Below are 17,702 nucleotides of genomic sequence, written 5' to 3' on the forward strand. Positions count from 1 at the left end.
CATTTACTAAAAATATGATTTTATCGTGTCGCTACAATCAATTTATCTAACGATGGTTTTTCATTATTCATCATAATTGAATAAACGAACATTCTTATATGACATTTGTTTCTGATACTGCGAAACAGGTTATTCAGAACACAAGTCTGCATCGGCGTCATTTTGGTAATTATTTATGTTTGTTTTTTTTGATACCCGAAATTGCGACATAGACAGATGAAAGCAAAGTTGTGAGTGCAATTATTTTTAAGGTTAGACAGTTTACAGGATAATGTATTTAAAAAATGTTAATATGGCCGAATAGTTTTATTCTCTAGGTATTTAGTCGCTCAATGGAAAAAAATATGGAAAATTATCATTATCCGGATGAACAGGGATTTTATGGTGAGCATGGCGGGCTGTTTGTATCAGAGACACTGATTACGGCTCTAACTGAGTTAAAACAGGCTTATTATGCAGCGAAGGCTGATCCGGCGTTCTGGGCACAATACCATGAAGATTTGAAATATTATGTGGGACGACCTAGTCCTGTGTACTATGCCCGCCGCCTAACTGCCCATCTGGGTGGGGCACAGATTTATTTGAAGCGGGAAGACCTGAATCATACCGGTGCGCACAAAATCAACAATACGATTGGTCAGGCTTTACTGGCACAGCGCATGGGTAAAAAGCGAGTGATTGCCGAAACCGGCGCTGGCCAGCATGGCGTGGCATCAGCGACAGTGGCAGCACGATTCGGCATGGAATGCACAGTGTTTATGGGCACAGAGGATATTCAGCGTCAGGCACCGAATGTGTACCGGATGAAACTTTTAGGTGCAAAGGTGGTGGGTGTGGATTCAGGTTCATGCACGCTGAAAGATGCCATGAATGAGGCTTTACGTGAGTGGGTGGCACGGGTAGATGATACTTATTATATTATTGGTACTTCTGCCGGTCCGATGCCCTATCCAGAAATGGTACGCGATTTTCAGTGCGTGATTGGCAATGAGGCCAAGCAGCAGATGCAAGAGGCAATCGGGCGTCAGCCGGATGTAGCTGTAGCCTGTGTTGGTGGTGGTTCGAATGCGATCGGGCTATTTTATCCTTATATTAATGTCCCTGAAACGCGTTTGGTGGGAGTAGAGGCTGGAGGTCTGGGTCTGACTGGACATCAGCATGCTGCGCCCATCAGCTCACATAGTCCGGTAGGGGTTTTACACGGCTTCCGCAGTTATTTGATGCAGGATGAAAACGGGCAGGTGGTTTCCACGCATTCAGTTTCTGCCGGTCTGGATTATCCAGGAATCGGTCCTGAACACAGCTTGCTGCATGATATTGGTCGTGTTCAGTATGAAGCTATGGGTGACGAGGCAGCGATGGAAGCGTTCCATTTGCTCTGTCATCAAGAGGGAATCATACCAGCGCTGGAATCTAGCCACGCTCTGGCATGGGCTGTGGCCAATGCGCCGAAAATGAGTCCGGATGAAGTGATTCTGGTGAATCTTTCCGGCCGCGGTGATAAGGATATCAATACGGTTGCCCGTTTGGATGGTATCAGCCTGTAATTATGCAGGCCACTGTGCTGTAATTGTTTGAATATTGTTTGTGGTGTATGAATAATCGTATCAGGCTGTCTTCTGTACAGATTTTTGTGATGGCGTTGGCCATCGGTCTGGCGGTAGCTAGTAATTATTTTGTTTTTCCGCTGATTGAGGTCATGGCTCGCTATTTTGGGCTGGATGTGGACAGTAGCGGAATGCTGATTACACTCACACAGTTGGCCTATGCGCTGGGTCTGATGTTTCTGGTGCCTTTGGGTGATTTGCTTGATAACAAAAAACTAATCGTTTCTCTGTACGGTGTAGTCAGTATTAGTGCACTACTCATTGCACTGGCGCCGAATATATATTTATTTGTAGCCGGACTGTTGCTGGTGGGTGCTTTTTGTACGGTTGCGCAGATACTGATGCCATTAGCAGCCAGCCTAACTGATCCTGAGCAGCGCGGGCGGGTAATTGGTACGTTGATGAGCGGTTTGTTGCTGGGGATTCTGCTGTCGCGCACTTTTTCCGGTTTGGTGGCTCATTGGTGGGGCTGGCGCATGGTGTATGTATTAGGCGCGGTCATGCTGATGCTGATGACGCTGACTTTGCAATGGAAGTTACCGCATGTACAACGTGAGCGCAGCCGATCTTTTGGCTATTGGCAGACACTGGTATCGGTGTGGTCTTTGTTGTGGCGTACGCCGTTATTGCGTCAGCGTGGTGTGCTGGGGGCGCTGGATTTTTGTCTATTTTCTGTGTTGTGGACGCCGCTGACGCTGTTGCTCAGTAACGCTCCGTATCATTTCAGTTTAAGTACGATTGGTTTGTTCGGACTGTTTGGTGCGCTGGGTATATTCGGTTCCAATGTCGGAGGCTGGGCGGCTGATAAAGGCCGCAGTTATGCAATGACCGTGGTGTGTGCGCTGCTGTTTCTCTTCAGCTGGGCACTGCTGTATGCCGGTGGCCAGTATCTATGGGCGCTGATTGGCGGGGTAATACTGCTGGATTTTGCTATTCAGGCTTTGCATATCTGCAATCAGTCGTTAATTTATCGTTCTGATCCGGCGCTAAAAGGCCGTATTGCATCGGGCTATATGAGTATGTATTTTATCGGCGGTGTACTTGGTTCGCTGGCTTCCGCTATGACTTATGCACATGTCGGCTGGAATGGAGTGGCAATGCTTGGGGGCGGAATTGCTCTTTTAATTCTGCTGTGTGCGCTTTTGTTTAAATGTGAGCAAATGTCATAAGGCTGTTTGCGCTCTTCTGATTTGAAATCGTTATTGTGAATAGGATTGAGTATGTCTAGTCATGCTGTGATGACAGTAATTGGTAAGGACCGTATTGGTATTGTTGCTGAAGTTGCCACTTTGCTGGCAGAGCATCAGGTAAGCATTATGAATATTAGCCAGCAGCTTATGGATGATTATTTCACTATGATTATTCTGCTGGATACGGAGCGATGCACAATGCCGCGTTTGCAGTTCAGTGAATTTCTGGACAGTGAAGGTGAAAAGCGGGGTTTGCATATCCGTGTGCAGGACGAAGCTCTGTTTAATGCTATGCATCGGATTTAGGAGTTGTCTATGTCGTTTTCTATTCAGAATAATGAAATTCTGGAAACGGTGCGTATGGTCTCTGACCAGCATTTTGATGTGCGTACCATTACCATTGGTATTGATCTGCATGATTGTATTGATACAGATATTAACCGCCTCAATGAAAAGATTTTTAACAAGATTACGCGGGTGGGAAAAAATTTGGTGCAGACGGCAACAGAACTTTCTGCCAAATATGGTGTGCCTATTGTAAATCAACGCATTGCGGTCACACCGATTGCACAGATTGGTGCTGCCACTGGTGCGGATTCCTATGTATCAATTGCGCAGACGCTGGATAAGGCTGCCAAAGCCATTGGTATTTCATTTATTGGTGGTTTTTCCGCTCTGGTACATAAGGGTATGAGTCCGGCCGATGAGGTATTGATTCGTTCTATTCCTAAGGCAATGGCCTGTACTGATGTGGTATGTAGCTCGGTAAATATTGGCTCTACACGTGCCGGTATTAATATGGATGCCGTTAGGTTAATGGGCGAAACCATCCGTCAGACTGCTGAAATCACGCCAGAGGGCTTTGGATGTGCCAAACTCGTTGTGTTTTGTAATGCTGTGGAGGATAACCCATTTATGGCCGGTGCTTTTCATGGTGCCGGCGAGGCGGATTGCGTGATTAATGTGGGAGTGTCCGGACCGGGTGTGGTTTGTGCGGCATTACAGAATACGCAGGGTCTTTCTCTGACCGAAGTGGCCGAGCTGGTGAAGAAAACTGCGTTTAAAATTACTCGCGTAGGTGAGTTAATTGGGCACGAAGCCAGCAAAATGCTCGGTATTCCATTTGGTATTCTGGATTTATCACTGGCGCCTACTCCGGCAGTGGGTGATAGTGTGGCACGCATTTTGGAAGCAATGGGGTTGAGTGTATGCGGTACCCACGGTACCACAGCCGCACTGGCCTTACTTAATGATGCCGTGAAAAAAGGCGGTATGATGGCGTCTAGTGCTGTGGGCGGTCTGAGTGGTGCATTTATACCGGTATCGGAAGATGAAGGTATGATAGCCGCAGTAGAAGCAGGTGTATTGACACTGGATAAGCTGGAAGCGATGACCGCAGTGTGTTCGGTAGGTCTGGATATGATTGCGGTACCGGGCGATACACCGGCGAGTACGCTTGCCGGTATTATTGCTGATGAAGCGGCAATCGGACTAATTAATAGTAAAACCACGGCAGTGCGGGTAATTCCTGTTAGCGGTAAAGATGTTGGTGATTACGTAGAGTTTGGAGGCCTGCTGGGACGGGCGCCGGTGATGCCGGTAAAATCCGGTTCCTGCGAGGTGTTTATCAATCGCGGCGGTCGCGTGCCGGCACCAGTGCAGTCGATGAAAAATTAAAGGATGTGCTGTGGTGCATGCTATGATTAAGTTGAGATTAACTGTACAGCGGGTATTGCAGTCTAGCAGGAATCCCGCTGTTGCTAGAGGCAGCTAGAATAGATGTCCGTCTGGTGTCGCAGCAGCATTGGCACACTCCGAAAAGGGTAGATAAGAAAAATGAGTAGAATTCAACAGACGTTTGAGCAGTTGCATGGTCGTACTGCTCTGGTATCGTATATTACCTGTGGCGATCCTAATCCGGTTGCTACCGTAAAGCTAATGCAGACGCTGGTTGCCAATGGTACGGATATTATTGAGCTAGGCGTACCTTTCTCCGACCCGATGGCAGATGGGCCGGTTATTCAAGCCGCATCAGAACGGGCTTTGCGTCAGCATGTGTCACTGACAGATGTGCTGTCCGTGGTGGCACAGTTCAGACAGGATAATCAGACTACACCGGTGGTATTAATGGGCTACCTGAATCCAGTTTTTCATATGGGCTATGCATCGTTTGCCCGTGCGGCTGCTCAGGCTGGTGTAGATGGTGTGTTGACTGTAGATTGTCCGGCAGAGGCAATTGATGATTTGCATGAACAGCTGAAATTACACGGGCTGGATTGTATTTTTCTGATTGCCCCGACTACAACTGATGAACGGATTAAACTGATTGGCAGTAAGGCCAGTGGTTTTGTTTATTATGTGTCACTAAAAGGTGTGACTGGTTCATCACAGTTGGATACAACTGAAGTTTCGCGTAAAATTGATCATTTACGCCAGTTTATTAAGGTGCCTGTTGGTGTGGGTTTCGGTATCCGCGATGCTGACAGTGCCCGCCGTATCGGTGCAGTAGCTGATGCAGTGATTGTGGGCAGCCGCTTTGTACAGACGATTGCTGAGCATGCAGGCCATGAAGCTGAGGCGCTCGCACCGGTAGTGGCCGAGCTGAGACAGGCGCTGGAATAATCTGCGTGCAATCCTAATTCTGCCGCCCGTGAGAAGTATGCGGACGGTAATAACCAGGAATGAAAGTATGAGTTGGTTAGATAAAATCCTGCCACCCAAGATTAAAAAAGATCCTGTGGCCAAATCCGGCGGTATTCCTGAAGGTTTATGGCAAAAATGTCCGTCTTGTGCGGCGACTTTGTATGCCACGGATTTGAAGAAAAACATGGAAGTGTGCCCAAAGTGCGGCTACCATAATCCGGTTTCAGCGCGTGAGCGTATTCACTTGATGCTGGATGAAGGTAAACAGTATGAAATTGGTGCTGATATTAAACCGATTGATATTCTTAAGTTCCGAGACAGCAAAAAATATACAGACCGTCTGAGTACTGCTCGCAAACTGACGCAAGAGGATGATGCGCTGGTGGTGAAGCGTGGCACTATGAATGGCGTACCGGTTGTAATAGCTGCTTTTGAATTCAATTTCATCGGCGGGTCTATGGGCTCAGTTGTGGGTGAACGTTTTGTGCGTGGTGTGCGTGAAGCGGTAAAACATAACTGTACTTTTATCTGTGTGGCTGCTTCTGGCGGGGCACGGATGCAAGAAGGCTTGAATTCGCTAATGCAGATGGCCAAGACCTGTGCTTCTCTGCATCTGCTGACGGATAAATCGCTGCCGTTTATTTCGGTATTGACCAATCCTACTATGGGTGGTGTTTCTGCGAGCTTTGCCTTTATCGGTGATGTGGTACTGGCGGAACCGAATGCACTGATTGGCTTTGCCGGTCCGCGTGTGATTGAACAGACAGTGCGTGAGACTTTACCGGAGGGATTCCAGCGGGCAGAGTTTCTGCTGGATAAGGGTGCCATTGACCAGATTGTCGACCGGCGAGAAATGAAAGAACGTATTGTGCGCCTGATTCAACTGTTACGTTCACAGCCTAGTGCTAATGCAGCCTGAGCGACGGAACTTAATATAAGAATATTAATTTAATACCCGGTCAGAAAGTAATTTTCGGCCGGGTATTTGTTTCAGACATAGGTTATTTATGTTTCACATGAACTGATTTCCCGAATATGCCAATAATAATATCTGATCTGTCACTGGGAAAAGGTACCACAGTTAAGCGGTTCAGATTGCATTTTTTCCAGTTTTTCATAGATATAACTGTATTTTGATGCAAATTCGACTTGTCATTTTATACATCTATACAAAATGAAGATTGATTATCCATTAGAAATTAATTGTCATTAAAACTTTATCTTTGTTTGATATTAAAAAATTAGGTTTTTTTCTAACTTTTCTTTAATCAAATGAAAAAAAGAATTGGCTGCATCTTAAGAGTCTATACCTTGGTTATGCCTATTGATATATAATCAATAAGCCCATGAATATAATAATAAAATGGCAAAGGAGTATTTGTATTAAGGCAATGACATAATCTACAGCAACTACGCCGTAATAAATTTCGCATTTCAAGATTAGTTTTTACAAGAAATTTTTTATAAACATATTTCAAATCCAAGACACTATTTGGAATCAACCCCCATCTTATAGGGTATTAACAAAATTCTTTTTCTTATTTCTTTATTCAATTTGCTCAATATTTTATTGATGTAAAAAATTTTATTTTTTCTTATAAAATCCCAGTAAATATTTTCTTAATGGGATTTATTCTAAATTATTGATCTTCATTTACTAACACAATATTTTTATGGTCTTCTTTCAGATTTTTGAGTCTGTTTACTCATGTTTGAATCTGCTCAGCATGACGAACTGAAAACCATCTGGAATCCCAAAGCCTGTGTGTGAAATTACTGTTGCCGCCCAGTGAATTTCCTTTGAAATCTTACGACAATCTTGGATCGATGGCGGTTTCCATATATCAGACAGCTTTTTACTGTTTTCTAACTGTCTCTATTCTGTAATTGTGCCAGTAATATTGGTACATGGCTGTGGGTAATATCTTTAACAGCGGTTAGCAGCCATAATTGCTGGTGCTGCTGATGCAGTTGTTGTAGCTTCTGCAAGCCTTGTTGCTGTTGTGGCTGCTTCAGTTCCTGCTGGTAACGTAAGCAAAATTCACCATAGCGGGTATCGGGCTGCTGATGTAGCCACTGTCGCAGCTGGCTGGAAGGTGCAACGGTTTTTAGCCATAAAACATTGTTCATTCTGGTTTTGCTGATACCACGCGGCCACAGGCGGTCAATCAATACAGCTGGCTGTTGTTGCTGATAGGTGTAAACCCGCTCAATGTTATACATGGTTGCTGAAGGAGAAGCTAAATTTAATTAATAATAGATATAATAGCTTGTTTTGACAAGATGATATGCTAGCGTTGATTAAAGTAAGATCTGAGTGTGCTCACTGCTCTTTTCAGACTGCTTTGCTGAATAAATGGATACTACTTTTTCAAAACAGAATAAAAAAGCAGCCGTTTACGGCTGCTTTTGCGTGTGACCAGTTTTTATTTCTGATTTTTGATTAATTCCTGCTCCAGTTCATTTTTACGCATTAGGCCGGAAATGGTTTTGCCGTTCGGAAATACCATGGTGGGGGTACCATCAAAACCAAATTTATTGCCTAATTTCATGGTGTCTTCTACGGGGTTGCTGCAATTGGCTACGCTGGCTGGTTCCTTGCCATGACGCATCCATTCTGTCCAAGCGGTGGTGCGTTCTTTCTGACACCATATTTGTACTGCTTTTTTCTGTGCGCCTGGATGTAGATCGGGTACCGGCATGAGGAAAGTATAAACTGTGAGGTTATCAATCTGGGCGATTTCTTCTTCCAGTTTTTTACAGAAAGGGCAATCTGGGTCGGAGAATACTGCCATTACCCGCGTGCCGTTGCCACGTACTTCTTTGATTGCTTTATCCAGTGGTAACTGGTCAAAATCTATTTTTGATAAATCACTCATACGTTGCTCCGTCAGATTCTGATGGTGTTTGAGATCAATCAGATTACCCAGCATGATGTAATCGGCATTTTCATCAGTATAGATAATCTGATTACCGGTGATTACCACTTCATATATACCTTTAAATGGAGTGGTATAGATACTCTGGACGTTTAACTCTGAGCTTTTAAATGCTTTTTGCATGTTTTTGGACAGATTATCGCTAATTTTTTTATTGGTTGCGTCATCTACTGCCGCACCAACTGTAGCAGCTTTATTGGCTGATGCTGGGGCACTGATACCGGATGTGGCACTGGCGGTTTTGTCTATATTATGAACGGGAGTACCGTCGCAAGAGGCGAGGACAGGTATGGCCAGTAAAGGAACAAGCCATTGCCATAAGCGGATTTTGTTTATCATAAATGTCTGAGAATGAGTTAATAAGGGGTTATTGATAATCTGTGGCCATTATGCCCAGCCTGTGAAGTATGTGTCAGTATGAGCGTGAAAAATGTTGCTATTTTGTTGCTAAAACAGGCTTAAATCATACGGCAAGTAAATCTATTTGGCCGCTAGAAAAATGATTCTGAGTTTAGGGTTTTCTGCATTTTTCACTGGTTCTGACTGATTGTGAGTATAAAACAATCCTGACCGTGTTGTAATACTGTTTTGAGGCTAAAACGTATGGCGCGGCTTCTTGCTTCATGCCACAATACTCTTTCGTTAATCAATGTGAACCATTGCCATGAATCCGATTTTGGCTTTCGATATTGAAACCGTGCCTGATGTGGCCGGTATCCGGGTACTTCATCATTTGCCGGCGGAAGTAAGTGATGCCGATGTGGTGGAGTTTGCTTTGCAGCAGCGAAGGGCAAAAACTGGCGGTAATGATTTTATGCAGCTGCATTTGCAGCAGGTAGTAGCCATTTCATGCTGTATGCGCTGGGGGGCAGAAAAGATTCATGTTGGTAGTATTGGCACGCCAGAAGATAGTGAAGAAACGCTGATTGCACGTTTTTTTGAGTTGATTGAAACACATACGCCGCAATTGGTGAGTTGGAATGGTGGTGGATTTGATTTACCGGTGTTGCATTATCGTGCGCTAATTTATGGTATCAGTGCCGCCCGTTACTGGGATATGGGGGAAGGGGATTTTGGTGACAGCCGAGATTTCAAATGGAACAACTATATCAGCCGCTATCATGCACGCCATTGTGATTTGATGGATTTGCTTTCTCTTTATCAAGCGCGTGCCTGTGTTCCGTTGGATGATATGGCTAAGCTGTGTGGTTTTCCGGGTAAGCTGGGGATGGATGGCAGTAAGGTCTGGGCAGCATATCAGCAGGGAGAATTAACCCAGATTCGGCAGTACTGTGAGACAGATGCCGCTAATACTTATTTGATGTATCTGCGTTTTAATCTGTTGCGTGGGTTTCTGAATGCCGATGAATACGAACAGGAAATCCGTGGTCTGAAGGTTTACCTGAAAGGATTGCAGGCGCCGCACTGGCAGGAATTTCTGGATGCATGGGGACGACCACTCTGATGATGAAAGCTGATAAGCCGGACACGGTAATGATGTTGTGGATAGAATGATTGCTGAGATAAGTATGCATAAGCTGGTGCTGATTGGGGTAGGGCTGATAGGTGGTTCGCTTGCACTGGATTTAAAACGGGCGGCACGGGTGGAAGAAGTGGTTGGTATTGATATTGATGCCGACAATCTGACGCGGGCACTAGAGCGACGAGTAATTGATTGTGCCTGCGAATGCATTAATGCAGAAAGTGTGGCTGATGCCGATATGGTGCTCATCGCTACGCCAGTTAATACTTTGCCGATTATCTGCCGCCAGCTTGCGCCATTTTTGCCAGATAGATGTATTGTTACTGATGTGGGCAGTACTAAGAAGCTGGCTTTACAGGCTTTTGCTGCTGAGTTGCCACAGCATTATGAGCGCTGTGTGGCGGCACATCCGATTGCTGGTTCCGACCGTCATGGGGCGCTGGCGGCACAGTTTGGTTTGTTTGCTGCAAAAAAATGTATTATCTGTGCTCATGAGCAGCAGGATAAAACGGCTTTGCAGGCTGTGGAAGCAATGTGGCAAGCGGTGCAGGCGCAAATTTATCATCTGGATGCAGCCAGACATGATGCGATTTTTGCTGCTGTGAGCCATTTGCCGCATATGCTGGCTTATGCCTATGTGCATCAGCTGGCGGAAGCAGCTAATGCGGATGAGCTGTTACAATTTGCTGGTAGCGGTTTTCGGGATTTCACTCGAATTGCTGCCAGTCATCCGCAGATATGGACGGATATTTGTTTGGCGAACCGACAGGTGCTGGCTGGTCTGCTTGAGAAACAACAGCAGGAGCTGGCATATTTGAAGCAATGCCTGCAAGATGGTGATGCGCAGAAGCTCACGGCTTTTTTTGCAAAGGCTCAGAAAATCCGTGAAAGCTGGCAAAATGAGCAAATTCAGGCTACAGCAGGTGTGCCGGCAGGCAGATAATACCTTGGTATGGCTAAGTGATAGTAAGATAAAGTCTTTTTTGATATTTTTTCAGCACAAGTTAGATGCAGTTAATGAATTTTGCGGTATTTTTAATTAAAATAACCTTATTTTGTCGAATTAATACAAAATATGACTTGCTATGCAGGCGTAGTTGAGGCATAATTCGCTTCGTTAAATCAGCTCCTAGTTGGTTTAACAGTTTCTCCTCTATTTCTCCTTTGTAGACTTGGCGCACACTTAACCGTGTGCGCATTTTTTTATCTGTTTTTTATTATGCTAACGGAATTTTTATAAGTCATATTCGACTCGCCTCTTAGCTGTATTTTGTTTGTTACTAAAGAGGTGCATTCTGGATATTTGGTTTTAAATAGCGAAGTGTTGTCGGAAAGCCAGAAAAATATACGCCTAAGCTTTTGTTGGTATATGAATGCTGTTAGGATAGTTGTTTTATATTTAGACTCAGGGGAAGATTATGTCTGGTGAAAGTAATTTGCATGTTTTGCTCCAATCGGCAGCGCCGCAGCATAATGCGGGCAAATATGTGTTCTGTACCGTAAAGCAGCCGGTGGCTGAATTGCTGTCTGCTGCTGTGGCTACTGTGCAGGAAAGTGAGGGAACTACGCTGATTCTGCCTCAGGCTGTGGCTGATGAGCATCAGCTAAGCTATGACTATGTTGCCGGCTGGATTACCTTGAAGGTGCATTCATCTCTGTCTGCTGTAGGACTTACCGCCGCTTTTTCTCGCGCTCTGGCACAGCAGAATATCAGCTGTAATGTTGTGGCCGGCTATTATCATGATCATATTTTTGTTGCAGAAACTGATGTAGCACCGGCTTTGGATATTCTCAATCATTTGGACAAAGCATAATAATAATATATGACCGGCTTAAATCATGATTTTGCGTTGGCAAAAATCATGATTTGACTATATTTCGATTTTGTTAATTTGTTAACATAGGTCGGGTTTATCAATATTTTTAGTTGCTTGAAAATAGTTATATGGATTGCTTAATTTCATTCTCAATTTCAAGGCTTTGTCTCGGCCTTAGTACAATTTCATTCTGATTTACATACTATTTGATAAAAATTAGGTCTGCTATGTGCTGAAGCTTCTAAATCTATATGTTCGATATTTGAAAGCATGTTTTACCAGCAAAAATAAAGTAGTGTGCAGTGTGATGGAGATGTTCTGAATATTTAAAAAAAGTATTGCTGCGAATGGTTGTTACTGGCTTGAGGATGAAAAAACAGGGCGGAAAATTTAATTTCCGCCCTGTTTTCTGAAGATATTAATTAAAGATTATTCGGAAAATCGGCTGGCAGTTCGCTGGCAGGACAGTTAATGATGCTTTCATCATTTTCACCACAATCACGGATGAAGGTAATGGTGGCAAATTCATCAATTACTTCCGTAGGATAGGCCGGACCAGCTTCTCGGTAAGCTTCCATTTGTGGAATATGCTCATTCTGGAAGCAAACGGTTTTTTCCGGATTGTTGATTACCCAACGTGGGAAAAAGATGGTGCCGTGGAAGATTTTGTCGGCCAGGTTGACGCTCAGGCTGACGTCGGTACCGGTTGGTTCGGTCCATGAGATTTTGTATACATTTTCAGCCAGCCGTACTAGATAGACTTTTTGACTTTTTACCCAACGATTGCCCACTATGCCACTGTGAATGCGGTAATCGATTGTGGTGGCATTTTTCACGTATATTTCGTAGTTCCAACCATTATCATAGGTGTAAACCAAATGTTTTCCTAGAATATTGCTCAGATCGTTTTTATCAAATACAGACATTTTTTTCCTTTCAATTAAAAGATATTTTGATTAAATGGATAAGTGAAGTTTAAACAGGTATGGACCAGATGAATAACGTTATTTTTGAGATAAAATGTTCTAAAATTTCGATTGATTCGCGATGAAAACAACACTGGAACAATGGCAGCTTTTACAGGCTGTGGTGAGCTATGGCAGTTTTGCCCGTGCTGCGGAAGCCTTTAACCGTAGCCAGTCTTCCCTGAGCTACCAGTTGACGTTAATGCAGGAACGGCTGGGTGTAACGTTGCTGACTATTGTTGGCCGCAAGGCAGAGCTGACAGCGTCTGGTCAGCAGCTACTGGCACAGGCCTTGCCTCTGTTGCAGGGGTTTGAGAAGCTGGAAAACCGTTCCCGTGCGCTGCAACGCGGTGAGCGGGCACGGCTAGATTTGGTGGTGGACAGTATTTTTCCTAAAACGCGTCTGTTTACAGTTTTACGCCGTTTTCAACAGGTTTATCCCTCTACCCAAATTCATCTGACTGAAGTGCTACGAAGTGAAAGCTGTGCTGTGCTTCAACAGCAACAGGCGGATGTCTACATAATCACGCCGAGCGCAGAAATGATACGTCAGGGAAAGTTATTGCTGGAGGTGAACTTTGTAGCTGTGGCGCAGCGTGAGCATCCGCTGCTGACTTTGCCGGCACCACTGGGTCAGGATGTGCTGGTTCGCTATCCGTTGATTGAGATTGTTAGCCGCGAACAGCAGCAGCTACCCTACCGGCAAGTAAGTGCAGCAGAAAACTGGACGTTCACCACAATTGAAACGGCTATTGAGGCTGTGACTCAGGGTGTAGGCTATGGCTGGCTGCCGGAAGAGCGGATTCAGGCGCAGTTGGCCAGTGGGGAATTACAGGTTTTACCATTAAAATATGGTGTGCGGCGTGCTACGCCGGTATATTTGTTTTTGAATCAGGATGAGGCTCAGCTGGACAATGAAACAGCGTTATTGGTCAGGCTGATTCAGGATAAAGTATGAAAGAAGGCTGATTATTCAGTTTTAGAATAGCTAGTGCTGTGATTTTATTCTAGGTGTAGTAGTTGTTCTTCTTTTACTTCTTCCATTACCACATAACTGCGGCTTTCGGCTGCCGCAGGTAGCTGGAGCAATATATTGCCCAGCATATTGCGGTAGGCGTGCATATTGGGCAATCTCACTTTAATTAGGTAATCGTATTCGCCAGATATGAGATGGCATTCCAGTACTTGCGGAATGGTCAAAACTTCTCGCCGGAAATCCTCGAAGATGTTGCCGGATTTAGAACGCAGTTTGATTTCGACAAATACCAGCAGGCTTTGATTCAGGGCACGTGGATTCAGACGAGCGTGATAGCCGGTAATGATGTTTTCACGCTCCAGCCGCCGTACTCGTTCGGTAACCGGTGTGGTAGACAATCCTACTTTATCGGCCAGTTCGGTCATGGTGGTGCGGGCATTTTTTTGGAGTAAGGACAAAATCTTCATGTCCACTTTATCAATCTGGTGCATGATTAATTTGTAGTTTGAATGTGATAAATTATTAAAATACACCTTTTTTTGGTAAAAATAAAGTGAAATTCACTATCATTCTTTGTTTACACTAGGAGAAGTTGCTAAACAGTTTATTTTCAGGATTCTGCCATTAAACAGCCGCGATATTCCGGTTTGATTTTCAGGGAGCTAATGTAATGAAAGTTCTGATTATGGGGGCAGGTATTGTTGGGGTAAGCACTGCCTGGTATTTAGCCAAGGCCGGTCATGAGGTAACAGTGCTGGAGCGAGCTGATCAAGCAGCAATGGAAACCAGTTTTGCTAATGCCGGCCAGTTATCCTATGGCTATACCACGCCGTGGGCTGCACCAAGTATACCAGCCAAAATAAGTAAGTGGTTGTTTAAAGAACATTCCCCGCTGCTGATCAGGCCTGATGGCAGTCTGTTTCAGCTACGCTGGCTGTGGCAGATGTATCGCAATTGCAATGCGCAAAGCTATGCGACCAATAAAGAACGTATGGTTCGTATTTCAGAATATAGCCGAGAAATGTTGCGGCAGCTGGAAGCTGAAGAGAATATTCAGTACGAAGGACGCCGGCAGGGTACGTTGCAGATTTTCCGTACCGAAAAAGAAGTGATTGATTCGCGTTCGGATATTGCTGTTTTACAGGATTTTGGTGTGCCGTTGCAGATACTAAACAGCGTGACGGAATGTACGCAGTATGAACCGGCATTGGCTCATATGGCCGGCAGGTTAGCTGGTGCTCTATATTTGCCTCAAGACGGTACTGGAGACTGTCATTTATTCACCACCCGTCTGGCTGAGAAATGTGAGGCGCTGGGGGTAAAATTTCTGTATCGGCATGCGATTACTGATATCCGGCAGGATAAGTGTTCGATTAAAGGGGTAGAGGCAAATGGTCAGTGGTTTAATGCGGACCATTATGTTTGTGCTTTGGGAAGTTTCAGCCGCAGTATGATGCGTAAACTGGGAATAAATTTGCCTGTTTATCCGGTAAAAGGTTATTCACTGACAATTCCTATCATTGATAAGGATAAAGCTCCTGTTTCTACGGTGATTGATGAAACCTATAAGGTGGCTGTGACACGTTTTGATGAACGCATCCGTGCTGGTGGAATGGCTGAATTATCGGGTTATCGTATTCATTTAAATCCGGCTCGCAAGGTGGTGTTAGATTTAGTGGTGAATGATCTATTTCCTGGCAGTTGCCCTACATCGGAAGCTTTTTTCTGGAGCGGCCTGCGGCCGATGACGCCGGATAGTACGCCGATTATCGGTGCCAGCCGGTTTGTGAATCTGTCGCTGAATACCGGCCACGGTACGCTGGGTTGGACGATGGGGCTGGGTTCGGGAAAAGTTTTGGCAGATATCATTAGCGGAGTGAAGCCGGAAATTGAAACTGGTGATTTGTCGTTAGCTCGATATGTGTAGATATGTCAGATAGTTCGGTCTGGTTAACAGTCTGTGGCATACACAGGATGTAAAAAGTTTTATCATTACGGTTAATATATTATTAATCTGACAGGCTCCAATTTTCCGGCCGGAAAATGTAGGTTATCCTGTTGAAAAGGTTTGTATATGGCTGACGATAAAATTTTGTTGCTGGAAGTTGCACCTGTTGGCAGGATAATCGAATTCAATCCTCAGACGGGAGCACACCAGATTCTGGCTGATGAGCTGCATGATTTTCCAGATGGAATTGCTGTTGATATCCACCATCAACGATTGTTTTATTCTAGTATGGGTCGAATAAAAGAACCGGATTCTCTGGAATTTTTTCAGGCCGATGGAATGATTGCTGAAGTTTCGCTCGATGGACAGCAGCGGCATGAGCTGGTTGGACATGGTTTGTTTGTTACCGGCAAGCAACTGGTGTTTGATGAAGATGAGGGTCAGCTTTACTGGTGTGACCGTGAGGGAATGCGTGTCTGCCGCTATGATTTGCGAAGCGGAAAAACGGATGTACTGGTACAAACTGGGTTATATCCGCGAGATGCGCATGATTATGCGCGTCATTGTGTGGGCATTGCATTGGATAAGCAGCATAATTATTTTTACTGGACACAGAAAGGGCGGCCGAAAGGCGGAGAAGGTCGCATTCTGCGAGCCCATCTGCAGCCGGAAGCTGAATTTGATGCTGCGACCCGCTGCGATATTGAGACGGTACTGGATAATCTGCCCGAACCTATTGATCTGGAAATAGACCATGTCAACCAGATGCTGTACTGGACGGACAGAGGTCTCGATGCTGCTGGGGGAAATAGCCTGAATTGTGCAGCCATCTGTGCAGACGGGCTGAGAGACCATCAGGTATTGGCTACCGGTTTACAGGAAGGAATCGGGCTGGCTGCGGATTTTGTCCATTCGCTAATCTATATTACCGATTTGGGTGGTAATCTGTGGCGTTATGATATACAGCAGCGCGGGCCTTTGTGTAAACTGGCACAGTTTGGTCCGCTTACCGGCATTGCTTTACTGAAACAATAATATGACAGACATCAATACAGGGGATCAATAATGCGTCCGTTAGTTGCGCATATTCGTTTAAATCATTTGCGTGATAATTTTCTGGCTCTGAAACAGATGCATGGCGGCGGCAGAATGCTGGCTGTGGTGAAGGCCAATGCCTATGGCCATGGGGCGGTACGTTGTGCACAGGCGCTGGCTGATGTGGCCGATGGTTTTGCAGTGGCTTGCATCAACGAGGCGGTAGAGTTGCGTAATGCGGGTATAGAAATACCTATTGTTATGCTGGAAGGTGTTTTTGCGCAGGAAGAATATGCACTGGTTGATCAATATCGATTGTGGCCGGTAGTGGGTAATTTATGGCAGCTGGAATCATTGTTGGCGCACAACTGGCAAAAACCGGTAACGGTATGGCTGAAAATGGATTCGGGCATGCATCGTACTGGTTTTTTTCCGCATGATTATGCACCGGCCTATCAGGCACTGGCTCAAAGTGATAAGGTAGCTGAAGTGGTTAAAATGACTCATTTTGCCTGTGCTGATGAACCTATGAAAACCATGACTGCAGAACAAATTCACACGTTCGAGATGGTATGTGCCGATTTGCCTGGAGATGTCAGTTTGGCCAATTCTGCCGCGATTATGGCGTATCCGCAAACCCAATGCGGCTGGGGACGTGCTGGTTTGGCGCTGTACGGAATTTCGCCGATGGGTGGAACTGACAGCCGCTTTAAGCCGGTGATGCGGCTGGTAAGTAAAGTATTTGGTGAGCGTGTTTTGCAGATGGGAGAGCCAATCGGCTATGGTGCCAGCTTTGTGACTTCACGTTCAACCCGCGTCGGGTTGGTGGCTTGCGGCTATGCTGACGGTTATCCGCGTCGTGCGGCAACGGGTACACCTGTGGCCATAGATGGAGCACGTAGCTGTGTTTTGGGGCGAGTTTCTATGGATATGATGACAGTACAGCTGGATGACCACCGCCAGTCTCTTGGCAGCGAAGTTGAATTATGGGGGGATGTGGTGAATGTCAATGAGGTGGCTGCTGCTGCCGGCACTATTTCCTATGAGCTGCTGTGTAATGTTAAACGGGCTGAAATGGTATATGAATAAGATGCCATGG

The 17,702-nt window shown here is 45.3% G+C and carries 17 protein-coding genes; 13 read left to right on the forward strand and 4 right to left on the reverse strand.

From position 1 onward, the window contains the following. The first annotated feature begins 344 nt into the window (after nt 1–344). The 6 genes from trpB (at nt 345) to accD (ending at nt 6,359) form a co-directional block, all read left to right on the forward strand. Complete coding sequence (trpB, locus tag J3U67_RS05270) at nt 345–1,547, forward strand: tryptophan synthase subunit beta (RefSeq protein WP_100157328.1); 1,203 nt, start codon at nt 345–347, stop codon at nt 1,545–1,547. 47 nt (nt 1,548–1,594) lie between these two features. After that, the gene (locus tag J3U67_RS05275) at nt 1,595–2,776 is read left to right on the forward strand and encodes an MFS transporter (protein ID WP_267404133.1); all 1,182 of its coding nucleotides are present in this window, start codon (nt 1,595–1,597) and stop codon (nt 2,774–2,776) included. A gap of 51 nt (nt 2,777–2,827) precedes the next feature. After that, nucleotides 2,828–3,103, forward strand: a complete 276-nt coding sequence (locus tag J3U67_RS05280) for an ACT domain-containing protein (RefSeq protein ID WP_100140493.1) — start codon at nt 2,828–2,830, stop codon at nt 3,101–3,103. Between the two features lie 9 nt (nt 3,104–3,112). Next, on the forward strand, nt 3,113–4,474 hold the full coding sequence (locus tag J3U67_RS05285; protein ID WP_100140492.1) for a PFL family protein: 1,362 nt from the start codon (nt 3,113–3,115) through the stop codon (nt 4,472–4,474). Nucleotides 4,475–4,633: 159 nt separating this feature from the next. Further along, a complete protein-coding gene (gene trpA / locus J3U67_RS05290; protein WP_267404136.1) occupies nt 4,634–5,419 on the forward strand; it encodes a tryptophan synthase subunit alpha in 786 nt (261 codons plus the stop codon). A gap of 67 nt (nt 5,420–5,486) precedes the next feature. Further along, a complete protein-coding gene (gene accD / locus J3U67_RS05295) occupies nt 5,487–6,359 on the forward strand; it encodes an acetyl-CoA carboxylase, carboxyltransferase subunit beta (RefSeq protein ID WP_267392133.1) in 873 nt (290 codons plus the stop codon). Nucleotides 6,360–7,306: 947 nt separating this feature from the next. On the opposite strand, the gene J3U67_RS05300 is transcribed toward accD, so the two are convergent. Then, nucleotides 7,307–7,663 (reverse strand): DUF488 domain-containing protein, encoded by a 357-nt coding sequence (locus J3U67_RS05300; RefSeq protein WP_267404138.1) that lies wholly within the window; start codon nt 7,661–7,663, stop codon nt 7,307–7,309. 203 nt (nt 7,664–7,866) lie between these two features. Then, complete coding sequence (locus J3U67_RS05305; RefSeq protein WP_100140488.1) at nt 7,867–8,718, reverse strand: DsbC family protein; 852 nt, start codon at nt 8,716–8,718, stop codon at nt 7,867–7,869. Between the two features lie 325 nt (nt 8,719–9,043). On the opposite strand from J3U67_RS05305, the gene J3U67_RS05310 reads away from it, so the two are divergent. From J3U67_RS05310 to J3U67_RS05320, 3 genes are all read left to right on the forward strand, one after another. Continuing rightward, complete coding sequence (locus tag J3U67_RS05310; RefSeq protein ID WP_100157322.1) at nt 9,044–9,844, forward strand: 3'-5' exonuclease; 801 nt, start codon at nt 9,044–9,046, stop codon at nt 9,842–9,844. Nucleotides 9,845–9,890: 46 nt separating this feature from the next. Continuing rightward, nucleotides 9,891–10,805 (forward strand): prephenate dehydrogenase, encoded by a 915-nt coding sequence (locus J3U67_RS05315; protein ID WP_267404393.1) that lies wholly within the window; start codon nt 9,891–9,893, stop codon nt 10,803–10,805. 475 nt (nt 10,806–11,280) lie between these two features. Continuing rightward, on the forward strand, nt 11,281–11,676 hold the full coding sequence (locus J3U67_RS05320; protein WP_267392138.1) for an ACT domain-containing protein: 396 nt from the start codon (nt 11,281–11,283) through the stop codon (nt 11,674–11,676). A gap of 425 nt (nt 11,677–12,101) precedes the next feature. Here J3U67_RS05320 and J3U67_RS05325 read toward each other — a convergent pair whose 3' ends face one another. Next, the gene (locus tag J3U67_RS05325; RefSeq protein WP_100151808.1) at nt 12,102–12,605 is read right to left on the reverse strand and encodes a phenolic acid decarboxylase; all 504 of its coding nucleotides are present in this window, start codon (nt 12,603–12,605) and stop codon (nt 12,102–12,104) included. Nucleotides 12,606–12,726: 121 nt separating this feature from the next. On the opposite strand from J3U67_RS05325, the gene J3U67_RS05330 reads away from it, so the two are divergent. Further along, nucleotides 12,727–13,602, forward strand: coding sequence for a LysR family transcriptional regulator (locus tag J3U67_RS05330; RefSeq protein ID WP_267404145.1), 876 nt, complete (start codon nt 12,727–12,729; stop codon nt 13,600–13,602). Between the two features lie 44 nt (nt 13,603–13,646). Here the strand turns inward: J3U67_RS05330 and J3U67_RS05335 are convergent, their stop codons facing one another. Then, complete coding sequence (locus J3U67_RS05335) at nt 13,647–14,111, reverse strand: Lrp/AsnC ligand binding domain-containing protein (protein ID WP_100140483.1); 465 nt, start codon at nt 14,109–14,111, stop codon at nt 13,647–13,649. 179 nt (nt 14,112–14,290) lie between these two features. Here J3U67_RS05335 and J3U67_RS05340 point away from each other — a divergent pair, with 179 nt between their 5' ends. From J3U67_RS05340 to alr, 3 genes are all read left to right on the forward strand, one after another. After that, complete coding sequence (locus tag J3U67_RS05340; protein ID WP_267404146.1) at nt 14,291–15,547, forward strand: D-amino acid dehydrogenase; 1,257 nt, start codon at nt 14,291–14,293, stop codon at nt 15,545–15,547. A 147-nt stretch (nt 15,548–15,694) separates the two neighbouring features. Then, entirely contained in the window at nt 15,695–16,603 is a 909-nt protein-coding gene (locus tag J3U67_RS05345; RefSeq protein WP_267404148.1) for a hypothetical protein, read from the forward strand. A 30-nt stretch (nt 16,604–16,633) separates the two neighbouring features. Further along, nucleotides 16,634–17,692 carry an alanine racemase gene (gene alr, locus J3U67_RS05350; RefSeq protein WP_267404150.1) on the forward strand — a complete coding sequence of 353 codons (1,059 nt, stop codon included), beginning with the start codon at nt 16,634–16,636 and terminating at the stop codon, nt 17,690–17,692. Nucleotides 17,693–17,702: the final 10 nt, after the last annotated feature.

This window comes from Snodgrassella sp. B3837 (assembly GCF_026535955.1).
GTDB lineage: Bacteria > Pseudomonadota > Gammaproteobacteria > Burkholderiales > Neisseriaceae > Snodgrassella > Snodgrassella alvi_E.

Coding starts and splice junctions, on each gene's coding strand:
- trpB (WP_100157328.1), top strand. CDS start 345: ATGGAAAATTATCATTATCCGGATGAACAGGGATTTTATGGTGAGCAT.
- J3U67_RS05275 (WP_267404133.1), top strand. CDS start 1,595: ATGAATAATCGTATCAGGCTGTCTTCTGTACAGATTTTTGTGATGGCG.
- J3U67_RS05280 (WP_100140493.1), top strand. CDS start 2,828: ATGTCTAGTCATGCTGTGATGACAGTAATTGGTAAGGACCGTATTGGT.
- J3U67_RS05285 (WP_100140492.1), top strand. CDS start 3,113: ATGTCGTTTTCTATTCAGAATAATGAAATTCTGGAAACGGTGCGTATG.
- trpA (WP_267404136.1), top strand. CDS start 4,634: ATGAGTAGAATTCAACAGACGTTTGAGCAGTTGCATGGTCGTACTGCT.
- accD (WP_267392133.1), top strand. CDS start 5,487: ATGAGTTGGTTAGATAAAATCCTGCCACCCAAGATTAAAAAAGATCCT.
- J3U67_RS05300 (WP_267404138.1), bottom strand. CDS start 7,663: ATGTATAACATTGAGCGGGTTTACACCTATCAGCAACAACAGCCAGCT.
- J3U67_RS05305 (WP_100140488.1), bottom strand. CDS start 8,718: ATGATAAACAAAATCCGCTTATGGCAATGGCTTGTTCCTTTACTGGCC.
- J3U67_RS05310 (WP_100157322.1), top strand. CDS start 9,044: ATGAATCCGATTTTGGCTTTCGATATTGAAACCGTGCCTGATGTGGCC.
- J3U67_RS05315 (WP_267404393.1), top strand. CDS start 9,891: ATGATTGCTGAGATAAGTATGCATAAGCTGGTGCTGATTGGGGTAGGG.
- J3U67_RS05320 (WP_267392138.1), top strand. CDS start 11,281: ATGTCTGGTGAAAGTAATTTGCATGTTTTGCTCCAATCGGCAGCGCCG.
- J3U67_RS05325 (WP_100151808.1), bottom strand. CDS start 12,605: ATGTCTGTATTTGATAAAAACGATCTGAGCAATATTCTAGGAAAACAT.
- J3U67_RS05330 (WP_267404145.1), top strand. CDS start 12,727: ATGAAAACAACACTGGAACAATGGCAGCTTTTACAGGCTGTGGTGAGC.
- J3U67_RS05335 (WP_100140483.1), bottom strand. CDS start 14,111: ATGCACCAGATTGATAAAGTGGACATGAAGATTTTGTCCTTACTCCAA.
- J3U67_RS05340 (WP_267404146.1), top strand. CDS start 14,291: ATGAAAGTTCTGATTATGGGGGCAGGTATTGTTGGGGTAAGCACTGCC.
- J3U67_RS05345 (WP_267404148.1), top strand. CDS start 15,695: ATGGCTGACGATAAAATTTTGTTGCTGGAAGTTGCACCTGTTGGCAGG.
- alr (WP_267404150.1), top strand. CDS start 16,634: ATGCGTCCGTTAGTTGCGCATATTCGTTTAAATCATTTGCGTGATAAT.